Origin of the sequence: Caulobacter sp. BE254 (genome assembly GCF_031457295.1) — a bacterium.
Classification (GTDB): Bacteria; Pseudomonadota; Alphaproteobacteria; order Caulobacterales; family Caulobacteraceae; genus Caulobacter.
In genome coordinates, this window is sequence record NZ_JAVDWJ010000004.1 from 52,497 (window position 1) to 71,738 (window position 19,242).

17 protein-coding genes are annotated in these 19,242 nt (G+C 71.1%); 9 read left to right on the forward strand and 8 right to left on the reverse strand.

All coding sequences use genetic code 11. The features are described 5' to 3' along the window. Positions 1-621 precede the first annotated feature (621 nt). Positions 622-1,383 (reverse strand): triose-phosphate isomerase, encoded by a 762-nt coding sequence (gene tpiA / locus J2X41_RS09120; RefSeq protein WP_310081309.1) that lies wholly within the window; start codon positions 1,381-1,383, stop codon positions 622-624. Between the two features lie 159 nt (positions 1,384-1,542). Here tpiA and J2X41_RS09125 point away from each other — a divergent pair, with 159 nt between their 5' ends. Then, entirely contained in the window at positions 1,543-3,519 is a 1,977-nt protein-coding gene (locus tag J2X41_RS09125) for a peptidyl-prolyl cis-trans isomerase (protein ID WP_310081310.1), read from the forward strand. Further along, entirely contained in the window at positions 3,516-5,051 is a 1,536-nt protein-coding gene (trpE, locus tag J2X41_RS09130; RefSeq protein WP_310081312.1) for an anthranilate synthase component I, read from the forward strand. The genes J2X41_RS09125 and trpE overlap by 4 nt, the downstream gene beginning before the upstream one ends. 11 nt (positions 5,052-5,062) lie before the next feature. Here trpE and J2X41_RS09135 read toward each other — a convergent pair whose 3' ends face one another. Continuing rightward, on the reverse strand, positions 5,063-5,278 hold the full coding sequence (locus J2X41_RS09135; protein WP_310081314.1) for a hypothetical protein: 216 nt from the start codon (positions 5,276-5,278) through the stop codon (positions 5,063-5,065). 118 nt (positions 5,279-5,396) lie between these two features. Here J2X41_RS09135 and J2X41_RS09140 point away from each other — a divergent pair, with 118 nt between their 5' ends. The 4 genes from J2X41_RS09140 to trpC all read left to right on the forward strand — a co-directional run bounded on the left by J2X41_RS09140 (position 5,397) and on the right by trpC (position 9,605). Then, on the forward strand, positions 5,397-7,088 hold the full coding sequence (locus J2X41_RS09140; RefSeq protein WP_310081316.1) for a tetratricopeptide repeat protein: 1,692 nt from the start codon (positions 5,397-5,399) through the stop codon (positions 7,086-7,088). Between the two features lie 106 nt (positions 7,089-7,194). Then, positions 7,195-7,791: an aminodeoxychorismate/anthranilate synthase component II gene (locus J2X41_RS09145; protein ID WP_310081318.1), complete on the forward strand. Its 597-nt coding sequence runs from the start codon at positions 7,195-7,197 to the stop codon at positions 7,789-7,791. A gap of 3 nt (positions 7,792-7,794) precedes the next feature. After that, entirely contained in the window at positions 7,795-8,820 is a 1,026-nt protein-coding gene (gene trpD, locus J2X41_RS09150) for an anthranilate phosphoribosyltransferase (protein WP_310081320.1), read from the forward strand. Beyond that, complete coding sequence (gene trpC, locus J2X41_RS09155; protein ID WP_310081322.1) at positions 8,817-9,605, forward strand: indole-3-glycerol phosphate synthase TrpC; 789 nt, start codon at positions 8,817-8,819, stop codon at positions 9,603-9,605. The genes trpD and trpC overlap by 4 nt, the downstream gene beginning before the upstream one ends. Positions 9,606-9,658: 53 nt before the next feature. On the opposite strand, the gene J2X41_RS09160 is transcribed toward trpC, so the two are convergent. Next, complete coding sequence (locus J2X41_RS09160) at positions 9,659-9,988, reverse strand: hypothetical protein (RefSeq protein WP_310081324.1); 330 nt, start codon at positions 9,986-9,988, stop codon at positions 9,659-9,661. Positions 9,989-10,270: 282 nt separating this feature from the next. Here J2X41_RS09160 and lexA point away from each other — a divergent pair, with 282 nt between their 5' ends. Next, the gene (gene lexA / locus J2X41_RS09165) at positions 10,271-10,972 is read left to right on the forward strand and encodes a transcriptional repressor LexA (RefSeq protein ID WP_310081326.1); all 702 of its coding nucleotides are present in this window, start codon (positions 10,271-10,273) and stop codon (positions 10,970-10,972) included. Positions 10,973-11,155: 183 nt separating this feature from the next. Here lexA and J2X41_RS09170 read toward each other — a convergent pair whose 3' ends face one another. Genes J2X41_RS09170 through J2X41_RS09180 form a run of 3 tightly spaced genes read right to left on the reverse strand, consistent with a single transcriptional unit; the run spans position 11,156 to position 14,306 of the window. Continuing rightward, positions 11,156-11,575: a GFA family protein gene (locus J2X41_RS09170; RefSeq protein WP_310081328.1), complete on the reverse strand. Its 420-nt coding sequence runs from the start codon at positions 11,573-11,575 to the stop codon at positions 11,156-11,158. A gap of 38 nt (positions 11,576-11,613) precedes the next feature. Next, the gene (locus J2X41_RS09175; RefSeq protein ID WP_310081330.1) at positions 11,614-12,261 is read right to left on the reverse strand and encodes a glutathione S-transferase family protein; all 648 of its coding nucleotides are present in this window, start codon (positions 12,259-12,261) and stop codon (positions 11,614-11,616) included. Positions 12,262-12,263: 2 nt separating this feature from the next. Then, positions 12,264-14,306, reverse strand: coding sequence for a ComEC/Rec2 family competence protein (locus J2X41_RS09180; RefSeq protein ID WP_310081331.1), 2,043 nt, complete (start codon positions 14,304-14,306; stop codon positions 12,264-12,266). A gap of 166 nt (positions 14,307-14,472) precedes the next feature. On the opposite strand from J2X41_RS09180, the gene gltX reads away from it, so the two are divergent. Both gltX and gltA read left to right on the forward strand, forming a co-directional pair. Then, positions 14,473-15,894: a glutamate--tRNA ligase gene (gene gltX / locus J2X41_RS09185; RefSeq protein ID WP_310081332.1), complete on the forward strand. Its 1,422-nt coding sequence runs from the start codon at positions 14,473-14,475 to the stop codon at positions 15,892-15,894. Positions 15,895-15,961: 67 nt separating this feature from the next. Continuing rightward, on the forward strand, positions 15,962-17,242 hold the full coding sequence (gltA, locus tag J2X41_RS09190) for a citrate synthase (protein WP_145684056.1): 1,281 nt from the start codon (positions 15,962-15,964) through the stop codon (positions 17,240-17,242). A gap of 54 nt (positions 17,243-17,296) precedes the next feature. Here the strand turns inward: gltA and J2X41_RS09195 are convergent, their stop codons facing one another. Both J2X41_RS09195 and J2X41_RS09200 read right to left on the reverse strand, forming a co-directional pair. Beyond that, entirely contained in the window at positions 17,297-17,569 is a 273-nt protein-coding gene (locus J2X41_RS09195) for an EscU/YscU/HrcU family type III secretion system export apparatus switch protein (protein ID WP_310081333.1), read from the reverse strand. Then, on the reverse strand, positions 17,566-19,224 hold the full coding sequence (locus tag J2X41_RS09200; RefSeq protein ID WP_310081335.1) for a flagellar hook-length control protein FliK: 1,659 nt from the start codon (positions 19,222-19,224) through the stop codon (positions 17,566-17,568). The genes J2X41_RS09195 and J2X41_RS09200 overlap by 4 nt, the downstream gene beginning before the upstream one ends. Between the last annotated feature and the right edge of the window lie 18 nt (positions 19,225-19,242).

Genomic DNA, 19,242 nt, shown 5'->3' on the forward strand with positions numbered 1-19,242 from the left:
AAATGAATACCGTTTCGACGAAGCCCGATCGCTCCGCGCGGTCGTTATCCGGAAGCCCGCGGCGCTGAGCCCTGTTCGGACCTCGCCGCCTTGAAGCCTCCGACGGGCGGGCCAGGTCAACGAATCCCGGTCCCGGACCGCGAGCGCGTCACCGCCCGCCTGTTGCTCAATCAGCCCTCACGTCACGCTGTATCCGTGTTCCGAGCCCAGCCGGCACCAGAGACGCGAGGTTTGGTCCAAAAGGACCGCCGACGGAGCTTCCCGCTCGATCGCCCCCCGCCGCCGCATCGGTCGCTGGCCATGCGCCCTTTCCCTGCGTCGAGGTGAGGTCAGGATACGGCGGGTCTGGAGGGGTGAGGACCAAATCGGGTTGAGAAAGTTCAGGGCGTTGAAATCGCGGAAGTTTGTTGGCTCTGCGCCGAGGATAAGTCATTTCGAACCCTCTCCCGTGGGGAGAGGGAGGGGCCCGCCGCGCAGCGGTGGGAGGGTGAGGGCGTAAACCGCCGGCCGGCGTGCCGGCACGACCTCCGTGTGAAACCGGACAGGGTGTAACCCCTCTCCCTCCCAAGCTACGCCTGGGCCCCTCCCTCTCCCGCTGGGAGAGGGTGTGAGGCGGCGCCCCTAAGCCGCCGCGATGATCGCCAGGAAGTCCGCCGCTTTCAGCGAGGCGCCGCCGACCAGAGCGCCGCCGACCTCCGGCGTGGCCAGGATCTCGCGGGCGTTGTCGGGCTTGACCGAGCCGCCATAGAGGATCGGCACGGTCGCGCCGTGCTGGCCGAACCGCTCGACCAGGACGCCGCGCAGGGCCCGGTGGACGTGCTCGATGTCCGCCGCCGTCGGCGTGCGCCCCGTGCCGATGGCCCAGACCGGCTCGTAGGCCACGGCGAAATCCTGTCCGGCCAGCGAGACGGGCAGCGAGCCGCGCGCCATGGCGGTGACCACCGCTTCGGCCTGGCCGGCGTCGCGCTGCTCGCAGGTCTCGCCGAAGCAGACGATCGGCTCCAGGCCGGCGGCCAGGGCGGCCTCGACCTTGGCGCAGACCAGGGCGTCGCTCTCGCCATGGGCGGCGCGGCGCTCGGAATGGCCGAGAATCACCAGCCGGGCGCCGGCGTCGGCCAGCATGGCGGCCGAGACGTCGCCGGTATGGGCGCCCTCAGGGGTCGGATGACAGTCCTGGCCGCCGACGATCACCCCCTCGCCGGCCATGGCCTGGGCCATCCGGTGCAGCAGGGTCGCGGGCGGACAGATCGCCACCCGCGCGGCGGGCGGCCTGGCCGACACCGCCGCGGCGACCGCGCGGGCCTCGTCGAGCGAGGCTTCCAGGCCAAACATCTTCCAGTTTCCGGCGATCAGCGGCCGGGGCGTGGTCAGAGAAAGGGTCATGCGCCCGGTTTGGGGCCTCTGGCGGGACGGAAGTCAAGACCGCTTGGGCGCCACCGCCGCTTGCCCGGCGCCCCGGGGCTCTACTATACCCGCAACGCGCGTCCGTTCCGTCGCCCTGCGTGGAATCCGCGCGATTTTCGAAGAAGGTTTCTCCCAGTCATGCTCGCCGGCTTCCGCTCCTTCGCCAAATCGCCGTTCGCGGTGGTCCTGTTTGGTCTGCTCATCGTCAGCTTCGCGGTGTTCGGCATCAGCGACGTGTTCCGCCATCCGCCCGGCAAATGGGTGATCGCGGCCGGGTCGCGCAACATGTCGCCGGAGGACTTCAAGGCGCAGTTCGAGAACTTCCGCAAGCAACAGCAGGCCCAGGGCCAGACCATCACGCCGGACGTCGCCGTCCAGCAGGGCGTCGACCGCAAGATGCTGACCCAGCTGGCGCTGCAGGAATCCCTGGCCGAGCTGGTCCGCAAGATGGGCGTGCGCCCGTCCGACAAGCTGGTCGGCGACACCTTGCGCGAGCAGCTGGCCAGCCTGCCGCCCGGCCAGCGTCCGTTCGATCCCATCACCGGCAAGTTCGATCCGGTGATGTACCAGCGCCTGCTGGCCCAGAACGAGCTGACCCCGGCCCGCTACGAGGCCTCGCTGCGCGACGACATCGCCCAGGCCCATCTGTTCAGCGCCGTGGCCTCCAGCCTGCGCGCCCCGCGCATCTATTCGGCCCTGCAGGCCGCCTACGGCCTGGAAGGCCGCGACCTGGCCGCCTTCGCGATCAATCCCGCGACCGTCGAGAAGCCGGCCGCCCCGACCGACGCCCAGCTGCAGGCCTTCATGAAGGAGCACGCCGCCCAGCTGACCCGTCCCGAGACCCGGGTGCTGTCGGTGGCCCGCTTCAGCGCCAAGGCCCTGGAAAATACGGTGACCGTGCCCGAGGCCGACATCGTCAAGACCTACAACTTCCGCAAGGACACCCTGGGCACGGCCGAGACCCGCTCGTTCGTCCAGATCGTCGCCCCGGACGCCAAGGCCGCCGCGGTGATCGCCCAGCGCCTGGCCAAGGGCGACCAGCCGGCCATCGTCGCCAGCGCCTATGGCAAGCAGCCGGTGATGATCGACTCCAAGCCCAAGTCCGCCCTGCCCGACCGCAAGGTGGCCGACGCGGTGTTCGCCCTGGCCCCCGGCCAGGTCAGCGCCCCGATCAACGGCGACCTCGGCGTTTCGGTGGTCAAGCTGACCAAGATCAGCCCGGCGACCACGCCCAGCCTGGAGTCGCAGCGTCCGGCCATCGAGGCCGAGCTGAAGACCCAGGCCGCCCAGGCCAAGGCCTACGAGCAGACCCAGACCTATCAGGACGCCCACGACGGCGGCGCCAACCTGATCGACGCGGCCACCAAGGCCGGCGCCCTGGTGCTGACCACCTCGCCGATCGCCGCCAACGGCGCCGACCAGACCGGCCAGCCGGTCGCCGGCCTGACCCCCGACGCCCTGAAGACCGCCTTCGAGCTGCCTTCGGGCGGCGAGAGCGAACTGATCGAGGCCGGCAAGGGCGAATATTTCGCCGTCCGCGTCGAGAAGGTCATCCCCTCGGCCATGCCGCCCCTGGCCGAGATCCGCGCGCCCCTGGCCCAGCAATGGCAGCTGGACCAGCTGCTGCAGCGCATGAAGGCCAAGGCCGACGAGCTGGTGGCGCGGGTCAAGAAGGGCGAGTCGCTGGAAGCGGTCGCCGCCTCGGCCCAGACGAAGGTGCAGCGCGTGCCCAACATCACCCGCCAGAACGCTCGCCAGTTCCAGGGCCTGGGCCGCGACCTGCTGATGGGCGCCTTCGGGGCCAAGCCCGGCGTGGCGTTCGTCAGCCGCGGCCCGCAGGGCGGCTACCTGGTCGCCCTGGTCGAGAAGGTCCACCCGGGCTCGCCCGAGCAGATGGCCCAGATCACCGAGGCCGCTCGCCCGCAGACCTCGCAGGGCCTGTTCCGCGACCTCGGCATGGCCGCCCAGGAGGCCGCCCGGACCCAGCTGAAGACCAAGGTCAACCTGACCCTGGCCCGCCAGGCGATCGGCGTCGACACCAGCGCCCTCCCCGCCGAGGACGGCAAGGCTCCGGCCAAGGCCAAGGAAAAGGCTCCCAAGGGCCTGGCTCAATGAGCCTGGAGCCCACGCTCGACGCGTTCACCGCCGCCTACGAGTCCGGCAGCCCGCAGGTGGTCTGGACCCGGCTGATCGACGACCTGGAGACCCCGGTCTCGGCCTATCTGAAGATCGGCCATGGCCGCCCCTACGCCTTCCTGTTCGAGAGCGTCGAGGGCGGCGCCTGGCGCGGGCGCTATTCGATCGTGGCCATGAAGCCGGACCTGGTCTGGCGCTGCCGCGGCGACCAGGCCGAGATCGCCCAGGGCGACGACATCGCCGCCGGCCGCTTCACGCCGCAGGCCGGCGGGGCGCTGGACAGCCTGCGCGACCTGATCGCCCAGTCGCGGATCGAGCTGCCGGCCGGCCTGCCGCCGCCGTCGGCCGGGGTGTTCGGGGCCCTGGGCTACGACATGGTCCGCCTGGCCGAGCGCCTGCCGGACGTCAACGAAGACACCCTGGGCCTGCCGGACGGGATCATGACCCGGCCGTCGATCGTGGCGGTGTTCGACGCCATCGCCCAGGAGATCATCCTGGTCACCACCGCCCGGCCCCGGGCCGGGGTGTCGGCGGCCGCCGCCTACGCCGCCGCCCGGGGCCGCATCGAGAGCGTGATGGCCGACCTGCGCGGTCCGCTGAGCCAGCCGGCCCCGCGCCAGAGCCACGGCCAAGCCGAGTTCACCACGCCGGTCAGCCGCGAGGACTACGCGGTCGTGGTCGAGAAGGCGAAAGAGTACATCCGGGCCGGCGACATCTTCCAGGTGGTGCCCAGCCACCGTTTCCGCGCGCCGTTCCCGCTGGAGCCGTTCGCCCTCTACCGCTCGCTGCGGCGGACCAACCCGTCGCCGTTCCTGTACTTCTTGGACCTGGACGGCTTCAACCTGGTCGGCTCCAGCCCCGAGATCCTGGTGCGGTTGCGCGACGGCAAGATCACCATCCGCCCGATCGCCGGCACCCGTCCGCGCGGCGCCACGCCGGAGGAAGACCTGGCGCTGGAAAAGGAACTGCTGGCCGATCCCAAGGAGCGGTCCGAGCACCTGATGCTGCTGGACCTGGGCCGCAACGACGTGGGCCGGGTGGCCATGCTCAAGCACGCCGGCAGCAACGATCCGGCGGCCAAGGGCAAGCACGCCAATGTCCGGGTCACCGACAGCTTCAAGATCGAGCGCTACAGCCACGTCATGCACATCGTCTCCAATGTCGAGGGCGATGCCCCGGACGGCGTGGACCCGGTCGACGTGCTGATGGCCGCCCTGCCCGCCGGCACCCTGTCGGGCGCGCCCAAGGTGCGGGCCATGGAGATCATCGACGAGCTGGAGGTCGAGAAGCGCGGCATCGGCTACGCCGGCGCCGTGGGCTATATCGGCGCCGACGGCTCGGTCGACACCTGCATCGTGCTGCGCACGGCGCTGGTCAAGGACGGCGTGATGTACGTCCAGGCCGGCGGCGGCGTGGTGGCCGACAGCGACCCGGACGCCGAATACGACGAGACCCTGCACAAGTCGCGGGCCCTGAAGCGCGCGGCCGAAGAGGCCTGGCGCTTTTCCTAGCCAGTTGGGGTCTAGCGGGCCTCGTCGCCCAGGCGGTCGGACGGCAGGTGCTGGACGACCGCCGGCGGGGCCATGACCATCACGGCGGCGAAGGTCACGGCGCTGAGCGCCGCGAAGGCGGCCGCGGCCAGGACTGGGCCCATCTTCTGCCGCCGCATCGGCTTGCGCAGCAGGGCCCGGGCATAGGCCAGGGCGGCGGTGTCGAGCGCGGAATCAGCGGGATGCATGACGCCAGCATGACCGTCGCCAGCCACGCGGCAAGGCCACAAATTGCCGCAACCTCTGGATGCTTTGTCGCGACTCTGGATTAAGGTTCCCGAAGAACCCTCGCCATTCGGAGTCACCGTGCAGGATCTGATCAACGCCCGCTTCCAGGAGGGTCTCGCCCACCACCAGGCGGAGCGTTTCCTCGAGGCTCAGGACGCCTATGGCGAGGTGTTGACCGCCGATCCCGGCCACGTCGAGGCCTGGCGGCTGATGAGCCTGCTGGCCGACAAGTTCGATCGCCCCGACTTGGCCCGCGCCTGGGCCGACAAGGCGCGCGCGCTCGAGCCGAGCGAGATCCACCATCTGTTCGGCGAGGCCGTGGCCCTGCAGCAGATCGGCCGCCCGGCCGAGGCCGAGGTCCGCTATCGCCAGGTCCTCGCCCTGGCCCCCCAGGCGCTCGAAGCCAACAACAATCTGGGCCTCGTCCTCACCAGGCTGAACCGCAACGCCGAGGCCGTCGTCTTCTTTCGGCGGGCCGTGGAGCTGTCGCCGGGGGCGCCGACCTTTCACAACAATCTGGGCATCGCCTTGACCGACCTGGACCGGCACGCCGAGGCCGAGGCCTGCTTCCGCGCCGCGGCGAATCTGGATCCGCACCATGTCGGCGCGCGTCACAATCTGGGCAAGTCGCTGCACGCCCTGGGCCGGCTGGACGAGGCGGGCCAGGTCCTGCAGGAGGCCTTGCGGCTCAAGCCGGACGATCCCAGCATCCTGAACGACATGGGCGTTCTGCTGCACCGGCTTGGCCGGGTCGCCGACGCCGAGATGGTCTACCGCGCCGGCCTGGCCCTGGCGCCCGAGAACGCCAGCCTGCACTACAATCTGGGCTCGATCCTGTTGAAGACCGGCCAGCACCAGGAAGGCTGGGCGCAATATCACTGGCGCTGGAAGACCGACGACCGACCCGACAGCCGCGTCTTCACCCAGCCGGAATGGGACGGATCCCCCCTGGCCGGCGGCAGACTGCTGATCGTCGCCGAACAGGGCCTGGGCGACACCCTGCAGTTTTGCCGCCTGGCGCCTTTGGCGGTCGCCCGCCTGGCGCCCGATGCGCGGCTGACGATAGAGGTTCAGCGGCCGCTGGTCTCGCTGCTGCGCGACCAGTGGCCCGGGATCGAGGTCATCGCCCAGGGCGATCCCCTGCCCGCCTTCGACGCCTATCTGCCGCTGCTCAGCCTGGCCGGCGTGCTGGAGCAGGACCACCGGACCATCGACGGCGCGCCCTATCTGCGGCCCGATCCGGACCGCGTGGCCGCCTGGGTCCAGCGCCTGGCGCCTTTGAAGGGTCTGAAGGTCGGTCTGGTCTGGGCCGGCGGGCGACGTCCCGGGCAGCCTGACGTCGACGCCGTCGACAAGCGCCGCTCCGTTCGCCTGGCGCAGTTGGCGCTCCTGGCCTCCGTGCCGGACGTGGCCTTCGTGTCCCTGCAGAAGGACGAACCGAGCCAGGAAGCGCGTACTCCGCCGCCAGGGATGACGATCACCGACTTCACCAACGACCTGACCGACTTCGTCGAGACCGCCGCCGTCGTGGCCAATCTGGACCTCGTGATCAGCGTCGACACCGCCGTCGCCCACCTGGCCGGAGCCATCGGCGCGCCGGTGTGGCTGCTGAACCGCTTCGACACCTGCTGGCGATGGGAACTGGAGCGTGAGGACACCCCCTGGTACGACCAGCTTCGGCAATTTCGCCAGCCCACGGCCGGCGATTGGGACAGCGTCGTCGAGGCGCTGACGGCGGCGTTGGCTGAGCGGGTCCAGGCCGGAGCCTGACCCTGGGGCCTTGCAACCCGAGCTGAACTGAACGATGTACCCCTGCGTCCACGACCGCGCAGGGTCCGCAGCGTTCGGGCGGTCCATTCAAGAGCTTGGCGGCGTCATGATCCTGGTCATCGATAACTACGACAGCTTCACCTACAACCTCGTCCACTATTTGAACGAGCTGGGGGCCGACACCGTCGTGCATCGCAACGACGACCTGTCGGTGCAGGAGGCCCTGGGCCTTCACCCGCAGGCCGTGCTGCTGTCGCCGGGCCCCAAGGCCCCCGACCAGGCCGGCATCTGCCTGCCGCTGCTGCGCGGCGCGCCGGACGACCTGGCCATTCTCGGCGTCTGCCTGGGCCACCAGGCCATCGGCCAGGCCTATGGCGGCGACGTGATCCGCGCCAAGGAAGTGATGCACGGCAAGACCAGCAAGATCTTCCACAACGACCAGGGCGTGTTCAAGGGCCTGCCCAACCCGTTCATCGCCACCCGCTACCACAGCCTGGCGGTCGACAAGGCCACCCTGCCCGACGACCTGGAGATCACCGCCTGGACCGAGGACGGCGAGATCATGGGCGTGCAGCACAAGACCCGGCCGGTCTACGGCGTGCAGTTCCACCCCGAGTCGATCGCCACCGAGGGCGGCCACCAGCTGCTGGCCAACTTCCTGGACCTGGCCAAGGTCCAGCGCGACGCGGCGATCTGGGTCTAGGCGATGTCGGACGCCTTCAAGCCCCTGCTGGCCAAGCTGGCCGACGGCCAGACCCTGGACGAGGACGACGCCGAGACCTTCTTCGCCGCCTGCCTGCGCGGCGAGCCGACGCCCGCCCAGGTGGCCGCGGCGGTCACCGCCATGCGCCTGCGCGGCGAGACTGTGGGCGAGATCACCGCCTGCGCCCGCGCCATGCGCCGCGCCGCCATCCACCTGAACCATCCCTATGAGGTGATCGACGTCTGCGGCACCGGCGGCGACGGCCTGCACACCCTGAACATCTCGACCGCCGTGGGCTTCGTGGCGGCCGGCGGCGGGCTGAAGGTCGCCAAGCACGGCAACCGGGCGATCACCAGCAAGTCCGGCACCGCCGACGTCCTGGCGGCCCTGGGGGTCAATATCGACGCCTCGCTCGCCCAGCAGCGCCACGCCCTGGACACGGCGGGCATCTGCTTCCTGTTCGCCCAGTCGCACCACGGGGCGATGAAGCACGTCTCGCCGATCCGCCAGCAGCTGGGTTTCCGCACCATCTTCAACCTGCTGGGCCCGCTGACCAACCCCGCCGGGGCCAAGCGCCAGGTCGTGGGCGTTTCGGCCCACCGCTTCGTCGAGCCGGTGGCCAAGGCCCTGGGCGCGCTGGGCGCCGAGCGCGCCTGGTCGGTGCACGGGGCCGGCATGGACGAGCTGACCACCACCGGCGAGACCGAGGTCGCCGAATGGCGCGACGGGGCCCTGCGCCTGTTCACCATCACGCCCGAGGCCGTGGGCCTGCCGCGCGCCGCCCTGGCCGACATCACCGGCGGCGACCCGGCCTTCAACGCCGCCGCCCTGACCGCCCTGCTGGATGGCCAAAAGGGCGCCTATCGCGACATCGTCATGCTCAACGCCGCCGCCGCCTTCCTGGTGGCCGACAAGGTCGAGACCCTGCGCGAGGGCGTCGAACTGGCCGGCGCGGTGCTCGACGACGGCCGGGCCAAGGCGGCCCTGGCCGGCCTGGTCGCCGCCACCAATTCAGAAATCGCAGCATGACCGACATTCTCGCCAAGATCGCCGCCTACAAGCGCGAGGACGTCGCCGACCGCAAGCGCCGGCGCTCGTTCGCCCAGCTCGACGCCGCCGCCAAGGCCGCCAGCAGCCCGCGCGGCTTCAAGGCGGCGCTGGAGGCCGGCCACGCGCCGGGCAAGCTGTCGCTGATCGCCGAGATCAAGAAGGCCTCGCCGTCCAAGGGTCTTATCCGCGCCGACTTCGACCCGCCGGCCCTGGCCCGCGCCTATGCCGAGGGCGGGGCGTCCTGTCTTTCCGTGCTGACCGACGGCCCCAGCTTCCAGGGCGCCGACGGCTACCTGATCGACGCCCGCGCCGCCGTCGCCCTGCCCTGCATCCGCAAGGACTTCCTCGTCGATCCCTGGCAGGTGGCCGAAAGCCGCGCCCTGGGCGCCGACGCCATCCTGGTGATCCTGGCGATGATCGACGACGCCGTCGCCGCCGACCTGATGAGCGAGGCCGCGCGCCTTGGCATGGACGCCCTGGTCGAGGTGCATGACGAGGCCGAGATGGAGCGGGCCGGCAAGCTGGGCTCGACCCTGGTGGGGATCAACAACCGGGACCTGAAAAGCTTCGTGGTCGACCTGGCCGTCACCGAGCGGCTGGCCGCCCAGGCGCCCAAGGACGCCTTGCTGGTCACCGAAAGCGGCCTGTTCGTCACCGCCGACGCGGTGCGCATGGAAGCGGCGGGAGCCAAGGCCATGCTGGTCGGCGAAAGCCTGATGCGGCAGGCGAACGTGGCGGCGGCGACGCGAGCATTGCTGGGCTAGCCCTTTCGAAACCGGCGCCCGACATCGCTCGGCCACGGGGCCGGCGCGTGGTTTCAGGCGCCGGTGGCGTCCACGACGATGGCGACCGTCTTGCCTCGCGACAGCGGATCCCATCCCGCCGCGATGGCGGAGGCGATGGCGTTCTTCACCAGTTTCGGATCGATCTGCGAAGCCTTCAGCAGCGGCGCGCCGTATCGGGGTTGCGGGCCCGGCGGAAACTCCACCACCGCCTCGCGCTGCCCCTCCTGGTGGCGCACGGCGATCGCCATGCCGTGGCGCACCGGCGCGTCGCTGGACCACCCGGGCTGGCGATGAAGCCGCCAGACATAGGGCTCTCCATCGACTTCGATCTCTAGTTCAGCGCTCTGCTTGGTTCGTGCCATGCCAGGGTGTTAGCCCGGTCAGCGCGCCCAGGCCACCCCATCCCGGCGCCGTCCGCCCCCGCCGACGCGAATCCCTTCCTGCGCGTCGAACGCGCCCGGGGCGGCCGCCGATTCGAGGAAGTCGCGGAAACCGGCCGACGCGCCCCTGCTCCGACACTTGTATTTCCTCGGAAATTCGCCCGGCCCACCGGCGAACACCGTTAACTTGACATCAACAAAGAACACCTAGAGAACATTCACAGAGGTTTGCGGTTTGTTCCGCGACAACTGGCGAGGCCGGACATGCTCACGCGCAAGCAGCACGAGCTGCTGATGTTCATCCACGAGCGGATCAAGGAGAGCGGCGTCTCCCCCTCCTTCGACGAGATGAAGGAGGCGCTGGACCTGGCGTCCAAGTCGGGCATCCACCGGCTGATCACGGCGCTGGAGGAGCGCGGCTTCATTCGCCGCCTGGCTCACAGGGCTCGGGCGCTGGAGGTGGTCAAGCTGCCGCAGCAGGCCACCGCGGCCGCGCCGCCCAAGGGCCGCGGCGCGTTCAAGCCGCAGGTGCTGGAAGGCGGCGGCCAGGCTTCGGCGGCCCCCGCGCCGATCGCCGCCGACAACACCCGCGAGCTGCCGATCCTGGGCCGCATCGCCGCCGGTACGCCCATCGACGCCATCCAGCACGAGCGTGAGCGCCTGCCGGTGCCCGAGACCATGCTGGGGACCGGCGAGCACTATGTGCTCGAGGTCCAGGGCGACTCGATGATCGAGGCCGGCATCCTGGACGGCGACTATGTGATCATCCGCAAGGGCGACACGGCCAACAGCGGCGAGATCGTCGTGGCCCTGGTCGGCGAGGAAGCCACCCTCAAGCGCCTGCGCAAGAAGGGCGGCTCGATCGCCCTGGAAGCCGCCAACCCCAAGTACGAGACCCGCATTTTCGGTCCCGACCAGGTCGAGGTGCAGGGCAAGCTGGTGGGGCTGATCCGGCGGTATCACTAAACGCGTTGTCATCCCGGCCTCGGGTCGCGCAAGCGGCCCGCCTGACGGCGGGCGGGCGGAGCGCTTGTCCGGGACCCAGGTGAACCGCAACGCATCGGCCCAGTCCCCTGGATCCCGGACAGCCTCTGCGAGGCTTCCGGGATGACAACCACGGGGGTGTTATAGACGAACAGGCCACCACCCTCAGGTCGGCATCCCCGCCGGCCGGTTCTCTGCGTACTGCGGCACGTTCAGGGGCGGCAGCCAGGGCTCGCGACGCTTGACCCAGACCTCGTATTGCGGCGTGAACTGGCCGATCTCGTCCAGCCCGCCCAGGTGGATCTCGATCTCGCCGTCGCCCTCGCCTTCAGCCGTCCAGAACAGCGGCGAGCCGCAGGTCGGGCAGCCGTGGATCAGGCCGTGCTCGGCCCCGCTCCAGATCGCCGGCGAACCCTCGATCCGCATCTGGCCGGTCCGGAACGCCGCGAAGGCGTTGAACGGCGCGCCATGGCGCTTGCGGCAGGTCAGGCAGTGGCACAGCCCCACCCGCAGCGGTCCGCCGGTCGCCACATAGCGCACCGCCCCGCACGCGCACCCGCCTTCCCGCTCCATGATCGTCTCCATCGCTCGTCCCACCCTAAACGCCCGAGGCGCCGCTCGGCTCAAAAGGCCAGCCGCCCTTCCAGTTCGGCGAACGGGACCATGACGTGCTCGCGATAGGCCGGGCGGACCCTCAACCGGTCGTACCAGGCCGCCAGACGCGGCAAGGCCGGGCGATCGATCTCCAGTTCGAAGTAACGATAGAGATGCGCCCCGATGGCGATGTCGGCCAGGGACAGGTCTTCGCCGACGATGAACGGACGATCGACCAGCTGCGCATCGACCAAGGTCAGATAGCGGACGGTCTGGTCCAGGGCTCGCGCCACGGCGCCTTCGTCGCGCCGGGCCTTCGGCGTGCGGTAGCCGCCCCAGAACACCCCGCCCAGGAAGGCAGGCTGCAGCGCCGTCTGCGCCCAGTCCATCCAGCCGTCGACCGCCGCCCGGACCGCCGGGTCAGCGGGCCAGAAACGGTCCGCGCCATGAACCGCCGCCAGGTAGCGCAGGATGGCGTGCGATTCCCAGACAACGGTCGCCCCGTCCGCGATCACCGGGACCTTGCCGTGCGGGTTCATCGCCCGGAACGCCGGATCGTCCAGGCCGCCGACGTCGCCGCCGGCCGGAATGTGCTGGTGCGGCAGGCCCAGCTCGCCGACCAGCCACAACACCTTCTGGACATTGGCCGAGCTGCGCCGGCCCCACACCGTCAACATGACTACCGTCCCGGAACGCCGGTCCAGGGCCGGACGCCCCGCAGCGGCTGGGCCCAGACGATCCACCATTCACCGCCGCGCCGATAGAGCTCGGCCGCGCCGTTGGCCGCGAAGTCGTCGGCGTCGAGCACGATGCGGTCGCGGCAGGCCGGCGGGATGGCCGGCGCGGCGCCCCGCAGCACCACGATTTCGGCGTCGGCGCACATCGCCGCCAGCCCCTCGGCGTCCGGCGCGGCCTTGCTCCACGACAGGGCCAGGGCCACGGGCGCGCCGACGGCGGGGGCGCAGGATCGCCGGTCGCAGGCGTAGAGCGGGCTGGGCGCGATGCTGTCCGGCAGGGCCAGGCCGCGGCGGCGGCTCCACAGCTCGGCCCCGAACCGGCGGGCGTCGGGACGCAGCAGCACCGCCTCGCGGCCCTGGCGCACGGCCGCCGTGGTCCCGTCCGGGGCGATCCAGGCGTCGGGCGGCGTCGCGCGCGGCCACAGGGCCACGGCGAGGGCCAGGGGCGCGCCCAGCCAGCGCAGGCGGCCGCGCCACAGGCACAGCAGCATCAGCCCGACGAAGGCCAGGGCCAGGGTGAAGGGCGGACCGCTGGCGACCACCCGCTGGGCGCCGCCGGCGCTGGCGAAGCCGTCGGCGATCGCCATCATGGCCGCGATGCCCCAGCCGGCCACCGCCAGGAACGGTCCGCCTAGGCCGAAGGGCTCGAGCGTCGCGCCCAGGGCCAGGAACGGCATGATCACGAACGACGACAGCGGCGCCACCATGAGGTTGGCCGGCAGGCCCCAGACCGCGACGCGGTTGAAGTGCTGCATGGCGAACGGCCCGGTCGCCATGCCGGCCACGAAGCTGGCGCCGACGCTGACCGCCAGCCAGCTCAGCCCGCCCTGGACGCCGCGGATCCACCAGGGTGCGGAGATCTCGCGCACCGGACGCGGCCAGGCCTCGGCCAGGGCCACCAGGGCGGCGGTGGCGGCGAACGACATCTGGAAGCCCGGCGCGCCGGCCGATTCCGGCTGGACCAGCAGGATGATCAGGGCGGCCACCGCCAGCCCATGCAGGGTGATGGCCTGGCGGTCGAACAGGATGGCGGCGAAGGCCACGGTGGCGGTGATCGCCGCCCGCAGGGCCGGCGGCGGCGCGCCCGAAATGACCAGATAGGTGGCGACGGCCGCCAGGCCCGCCACAGCCGCGACCTTCTTGCCCGGAACCCGCAGCGCCGCCCACGGCCAGGCGGCGATCAGCAGCCGCACTAGGCCGAACGCGAAGCCGCCGACGATGGCCATGTGCAGGCCCGAGATCGACAGGATGTGCGCCAGGCCCGAGGCGCGCATGGCGTCGGTCTGGTCCTGGGTGATCCAGGCCTCGTGGCCGGTGACCATGGCCGCGGCGATGCCGCCGCGCGCCATGCCCATGTCGTCGACGATGCGGCTGGCCAGCCGCCAGCGGAAGGCGTTGACCGCCATCGCCGCCCGCAGCCGCCAGGGCGGCGGGTCGAGGGCGGCGGGCCGCGACGCGCCGATCGCGAAGCCCACCCCGCCCACGCCGTGGAACCAGGCGTCGCGGGCGAAGTCGTAGGCTCCCGGCGCGGCGGGCGGCGGCGGCGGTCCCAGCATGGCCCGCAGGCGGACCGCCTGGCCGGGCGCGGGGATGTCCTCGGCCTCGACGGTCACCCGCACCCGCTTGGGCGTGTCCTCCGGCGCCAGGCGGCTGATCGAGACCGGCGCGATCATCAGGCGCGGCCCGCCCGCGCCGGGGCTGACCACGTCGACCACGAAGCCGTCGATCGTCATCACCGCCCGCTCGCCCGCCAGGATCGGCGCGGCGACGGCGTGCGAGCGCACCTTGCCGGCCAGCGCCCCGGCCGCCAGGAAGGTGGCCAGCACCAGGAAGACCGACAATCCCGTCGCCGACCGCCGCCCGATCAGCGCCCCCAGGATCGCCAATCCCGCCGCCAGTCCGGCCAGCAAAACCCAGGACGGTTCGGCCCTCAGTTCCAGGTAGCCGGCCGCGCCGAGGCCGAACGCCACGGGCGACCACAGCATCCAACGCTCGCGATTGGCGTCGATCTCGCCGATCAGCGAAGCTGTTACCGCTCCCAGGCTAGGACGCGCGCGAAGACGCGTGCTAAGACGCGCCGCCCAGCCACCGGATATGTCCGGTGACGTCCTCGCCACGTCCGTGGCCTCCAGTTCGTCAGCCTTGATCCCGATGACCCATTCCCCCTCGCCCGCTTCGGGCGTCGTCACCCGCTTCGCCCCGTCGCCGACCGGCTTCCTGCACATTGGCGGCGCGCGCACGGCGCTGTTCAACTGGTTATATGCACGCCATACGGGTGGGAAGTTCCTTGTTCGCGTCGAGGACACCGATCGTGAGCGTTCGACCGAGGCGGCCGTCGCCGCGATCTTCGAAGGCCTGGACTGGCTGGGCCTGAAGTCCGACGACGAGGTGGTCTTCCAGTACAGCCGCGCCGACCGCCACCGCGCCGTGGTCGAGGAGATGCTGGCCGCCGGCCGCGCCTATCGCTGCTGGATGACCGTCGAGGAGCTGGCCGCGGCCCGCGAGGCCGCCCGGGCCGGCGGGCCGGCCCTGCGCTCGCCCTGGCGCGACGCCCCGCCGCCCAACGACCCCAGCCTGCCCCACGTCATCCGCTTCAAGGGCCCGACCGAGGGGACGACCCTGGTCGACGACCTGGTCAAGGGTCCGGTGACCTTCAACAACGCCGACCTGGACGACCTGGTCCTGCTGCGCGCCGATGGGGCCCCGACCTACAACCTGGCCGTGGTGGTCGACGACCACGACATGGGCGTCACCCACGTGATCCGCGGCGACGACCACCTGAACAACGCCGCCCGCCAGACCCTGATCTACCAGGCCAATGGCTGGACCCTGCCCGCCTTCGGCCACATCCCGCTGATCCACGGCCCCGACGGCGCCAAGCTCAGCAAGCGCCATGGCGCCCAGGCCGTCGGCGAGTTCGCCGACATGGGCTACATCCCCGAGGGCATGCGCAACTACCTGGCGCGCCTGGGCTGGGGCCATGGCGACGACGAGGTGTTCAGCGACGAGCAGGCGATCGCCTGGTTCGACGTCAAGGACGTGGTCAAGGCCCCCGCCCGCCTGGACTGGGCCAAGCTGAACTTCATCAACGGCCAGCACCTGCGCGTGGCCGAGGACGGCCGCCTGGCCGACCTGACCCTGAAGGCCCTGCAGGCCCAGGCCGCGCCCCTGCCCGCCGACGCCGCTCAGCGCCTGCTGGCGGTCGTGCCGCAGGTCAAGGAAGGCGCCAAGACCATCCTGGAGTTGGCCGAGCACTGCGCGTTCGCGCTGAAGGTGCGTCCGCTGGCCCTGGAAGAAAAGACCATCAAGCAACTGACCGACGAGACCGTCGAGCGGCTGGCCCGCCTGCGCGTCCAACTGGGGGCGGCGCCAGTCTGGGGCGTGTCGGAGCTGGAAACCCTGTTGAAATCCTTCGCGGAATCCGAGGGCGTGGGCTTTGGCAAGTTCGGCCCCTCGCTGCGCGGCGTCCTCACGGGCGGCGCCCAGGCGCCCGACCTGAACAAGATCATGGCCGCCCTGGGTCGCGAGGAGTCTCTAGGGCGCCTTGACGACGCCCTGGCGTCGCGCGCATGAGGCGCTATAACGCAACCGCGAAATCGAAAACTGGACTGATCGTTCCACCATTGAAGGGGTCTCTCGCATGACCGACAAAGCCACGCTGACGATCGGCGACAAGAACTACGACCTGCCGATCCTCAAGGGCAGCACGGGTCCGGACGTCCTCGACGTGCGCAAACTGTATGGCGACTCCGACCACTTCACCTTCGATCCGGGCTTCACCTCGACGGCGTCGTGCGAAAGCAAGATCACCTATATCGACGGCGACGCCGGCATTTTGCTGCACCGCGGCTATCCGATCGACCAGCTGGCCGAGAAGTCCTCGTTCCTGGAAGTCTGCCATCTGCTGCTGAACGGCGAGCTGCCGACGGCCGAGGAATTCACCAAGTTCGAACGCAACATCACCTACCACACGATGCTGCACGCCCAGTTCGACAGCTTCTTCCAGGGCTTCCGCCGCGACGCCCACCCGATGGCGGTGATGACCGGCGCGGTCGGCGCCCTGTCGGCCTTCTACGCCGACAGCCTGAACGTCGACGACCCCAAGCAGCGCGAGATCAGCGCCCACCGCCTGATCGCCAAGATGCCGACCATCGCCGCGCGCGCCTTCCAATACTCGCAGGGCCGTCCGTTCGTGACGCCGCGCAACGAGCTGAGCTACTCGGAAAACTTCCTGCGCATGTGCTTCTCGGTGCCGGCCGAGGACTGGGTTCCCAACCCCGTCCTGACCCGGGCCATGGACCGCATCTTCATCCTGCACGCCGACCACGAGCAGAACGCCTCGACCTCGACCGTCCGCCTGGCCGGTTCGTCGGGCGCCCACCCGTTCGCCTGCATCGCCGCCGGCATCGCCTGCCTCTGGGGTCCGTCGCACGGCGGCGCCAACCAGGAAGCGCTGGAGATGCTGGAAGAGATCGGCTCGGTCGAGAACATCCCCGCCTTCGTGCAGGGCGTGAAGGACAAGAAGTACAAGCTGATGGGCTTCGGCCACCGCGTGTACAAGAACTTCGACCCGCGCGCCAAGGTCATGCAGAAGACCTGCTACGAGGTCCTGGAGCAGCTGGGCATCAACGACCCGCTGCTGCACGTGGCCATGGAGCTGGAGAAGGTCGCCCTCAGCGACCAGTACTTCATCGACCGCAAGCTGTACCCGAACATCGACTTCTATTCGGGCATCACCCTGCGCGCCATGGGCTTCCCGACCAACATGTTCACCGTGCTGTTCGCCCTGGCCCGCACCGTCGGCTGGATCAGCCAGTGGAAGGAAATGTTCGAGGATCCCTCGCGCAAGATCGGCCGCCCGCGCCAGCTCTACACCGGCGCCACGCAACGCGACTACGTGCCGGTCGACAAGCGCGGCTAGGCGCTTCGACATTGCTGACCTGGAAAAGGCCTCGCGAAAGCGGGGCCTTTTTCTTTACCGCCCCTCGGCGCTGCGCAGGATGAAGCCCAGGATCTCGGCGACGGCGACGTAGAGCGCCTCGGGGATCTCCTCGTCGAGCTCGATGGTCGACAGGGCCTGGGCGAGAGCCGGGTTCTCCTCGATCGGCACGCCGTGCTCGCGGGCGGTCTCGATGATCTTGTCGCCGACCCAGCCGCGGCCGGAGGCGACCACGCGCGGGGCGTTGGGCTCTTCATAGTGCAAGGCCACGGCGATGCGTGGGCCGACGGAGCGGATGGCGCCGGTCACGTGGCTTGATCCAGGAACTGGCCCGGCGCGGCAGCGGGCGCGCGCGGCTGGCCAGCGTGGAAGGCGATCTCGGGCTCCAGGGCCGCCTCGCGCAGGGCGCTCCCCAGGCGCTCCTCGCCCGTGCGCAGGCGGGCCATGGCGGCTGGGCGCTCGGCCCACAGCGAAACGCGGGCCCGGTCGCCGGTCAGGGCGACCTGGGCGTGGACGGGGCCCATCGGCTCGACGTCCAGCGAGAAGCGGGCGCGCCAGGTGCGGCCCAGGACAGGGGCGCCCTCCCCGCCCGAGCCGCCGCCGTCGCGGCTGATCTCGAACTGGGCGGCCGCCGGACCCTGCGGGGTCATGAACGGCATGTCGAACACCCAGCGCTGCCCGTGCTCCTCGGCCGGGCGGCCGACGGCGGGGGGATCCGGCAGCGACGCGATCTGCAGCAGCTCGGTGCGCGCCAGGGCCGCCCCGGTCTCGGCCAGCAGGCGCTGGGCGACGGCGTGCGGTCCGGCGCCGGCGGGCAGGCCCGGTTGAGCGGCGGCCTGGGCGTGGGTCGGGGCGCCGGCATAGGGCGGCGGGGTCTGGGACGGCGGGCCGGACCCGACCTCGGGTCCGCCATAGGCCATCGCCGCCGCCGACGCGGCGCGGGCTAGCGGCGCGGCTGGCAGGTCGTCGGCCAGGATAGCCCCGAAAGCCGGCAAGGCCGGGGCCTGCGGGACGACCGGCCGGGCGACCTGCGACGGCGCGTTGACATTGGGCCAGCCACCGGGCGGTCGGGTGACCGCCGGCGGCGCGCCGTCGGCTCGGGGCAAGACCGGAGCTTCCGGGACGGGCGGCATCGACCTGGAAGCCGAACTCGCAGGCGAAGCCGTCGTCGCGGCCAGCGCCTGGGGCGTGCCGCGGTCGGCTTGCTGGGCCGAGGCGGCCGCAGCGAGGGCGGACGCGCCCGGCGTCGCAGCAGACGTCGCGCCGCCGGACGTCGGCGTCGCCGCCGCGCCAGCCTGTGCGGCCATCGGCGGCAGGGCGTCGGCCCAGGACCGGACCACTTCGCGGAACACCAGCAGCGCCGCCTTCATGTCGCTATTGGGCGTGGGGGTCGGCACCACTCTGGGCGGGTCGGTCAGGGTGCCGGTCCGCGGACGCGCCGACGGGCCGTCCGGGGCGGCGGTCGCCAGCCGCGCCTCCAGGAACAGGCCGGACCGCTGCAGGGCCTGGCGGATCTCCGGACCGCTGACCTGGCCGTCCAGGCGGGTGCTCAAGGCCATGACCTGGTCGATGGCCGCCTTGACCTGGCGGGGGGTGTCGGGCTCGGCGGCGGCCTGGGCCATGTCGGCCATCAGGGGCGCCAGGCCGGCCTGGCGGGCGGCGGCGCGGCCGGCGGCGGCGGCCACGGCCCGGGCGGGGGTCTCGACCAGGGCCTCCGGACCACCGGCGATGGCGCGGGCGTCGGCGGCCTTGGCGCGGCCAAGCTCGCCCTCGCCCACGGCGTCCTTGGCCAGATGGGCCAGGTCGCCCTGCGACTGGGACTGGGATTGGTCGATCATCGCGCCCAGGGTCTCGACCGTCTGGATCACAGCGATCCGGGCGAGCGCCTCGGCCGCCTGGTCGGCCCGGCTGACGGGGGCGGACGGCGTCAAGGACGACAAGGGGGTGACCGAAAAGATCGTCACGCCGGGGCTCCAGCCGGC

Coding starts and splice junctions, on each gene's coding strand:
- tpiA (WP_310081309.1), bottom strand. CDS start 1,383: ATGACCCTTTCTCTGACCACGCCCCGGCCGCTGATCGCCGGAAACTGG.
- J2X41_RS09125 (WP_310081310.1), top strand. CDS start 1,543: ATGCTCGCCGGCTTCCGCTCCTTCGCCAAATCGCCGTTCGCGGTGGTC.
- trpE (WP_310081312.1), top strand. CDS start 3,516: ATGAGCCTGGAGCCCACGCTCGACGCGTTCACCGCCGCCTACGAGTCC.
- J2X41_RS09135 (WP_310081314.1), bottom strand. CDS start 5,278: ATGCATCCCGCTGATTCCGCGCTCGACACCGCCGCCCTGGCCTATGCC.
- J2X41_RS09145 (WP_310081318.1), top strand. CDS start 7,195: ATGATCCTGGTCATCGATAACTACGACAGCTTCACCTACAACCTCGTC.
- trpD (WP_310081320.1), top strand. CDS start 7,795: ATGTCGGACGCCTTCAAGCCCCTGCTGGCCAAGCTGGCCGACGGCCAG.
- trpC (WP_310081322.1), top strand. CDS start 8,817: ATGACCGACATTCTCGCCAAGATCGCCGCCTACAAGCGCGAGGACGTC.
- J2X41_RS09160 (WP_310081324.1), bottom strand. CDS start 9,988: ATGGCACGAACCAAGCAGAGCGCTGAACTAGAGATCGAAGTCGATGGA.
- lexA (WP_310081326.1), top strand. CDS start 10,271: ATGCTCACGCGCAAGCAGCACGAGCTGCTGATGTTCATCCACGAGCGG.
- J2X41_RS09170 (WP_310081328.1), bottom strand. CDS start 11,575: ATGGAGACGATCATGGAGCGGGAAGGCGGGTGCGCGTGCGGGGCGGTG.
- J2X41_RS09175 (WP_310081330.1), bottom strand. CDS start 12,261: ATGTTGACGGTGTGGGGCCGGCGCAGCTCGGCCAATGTCCAGAAGGTG.
- J2X41_RS09180 (WP_310081331.1), bottom strand. CDS start 14,306: ATGCTGTGGTCGCCCGTGGCGTTCGGCCTCGGCGCGGCCGGCTACCTG.
- gltX (WP_310081332.1), top strand. CDS start 14,473: ATGACCCATTCCCCCTCGCCCGCTTCGGGCGTCGTCACCCGCTTCGCC.
- gltA (WP_145684056.1), top strand. CDS start 15,962: ATGACCGACAAAGCCACGCTGACGATCGGCGACAAGAACTACGACCTG.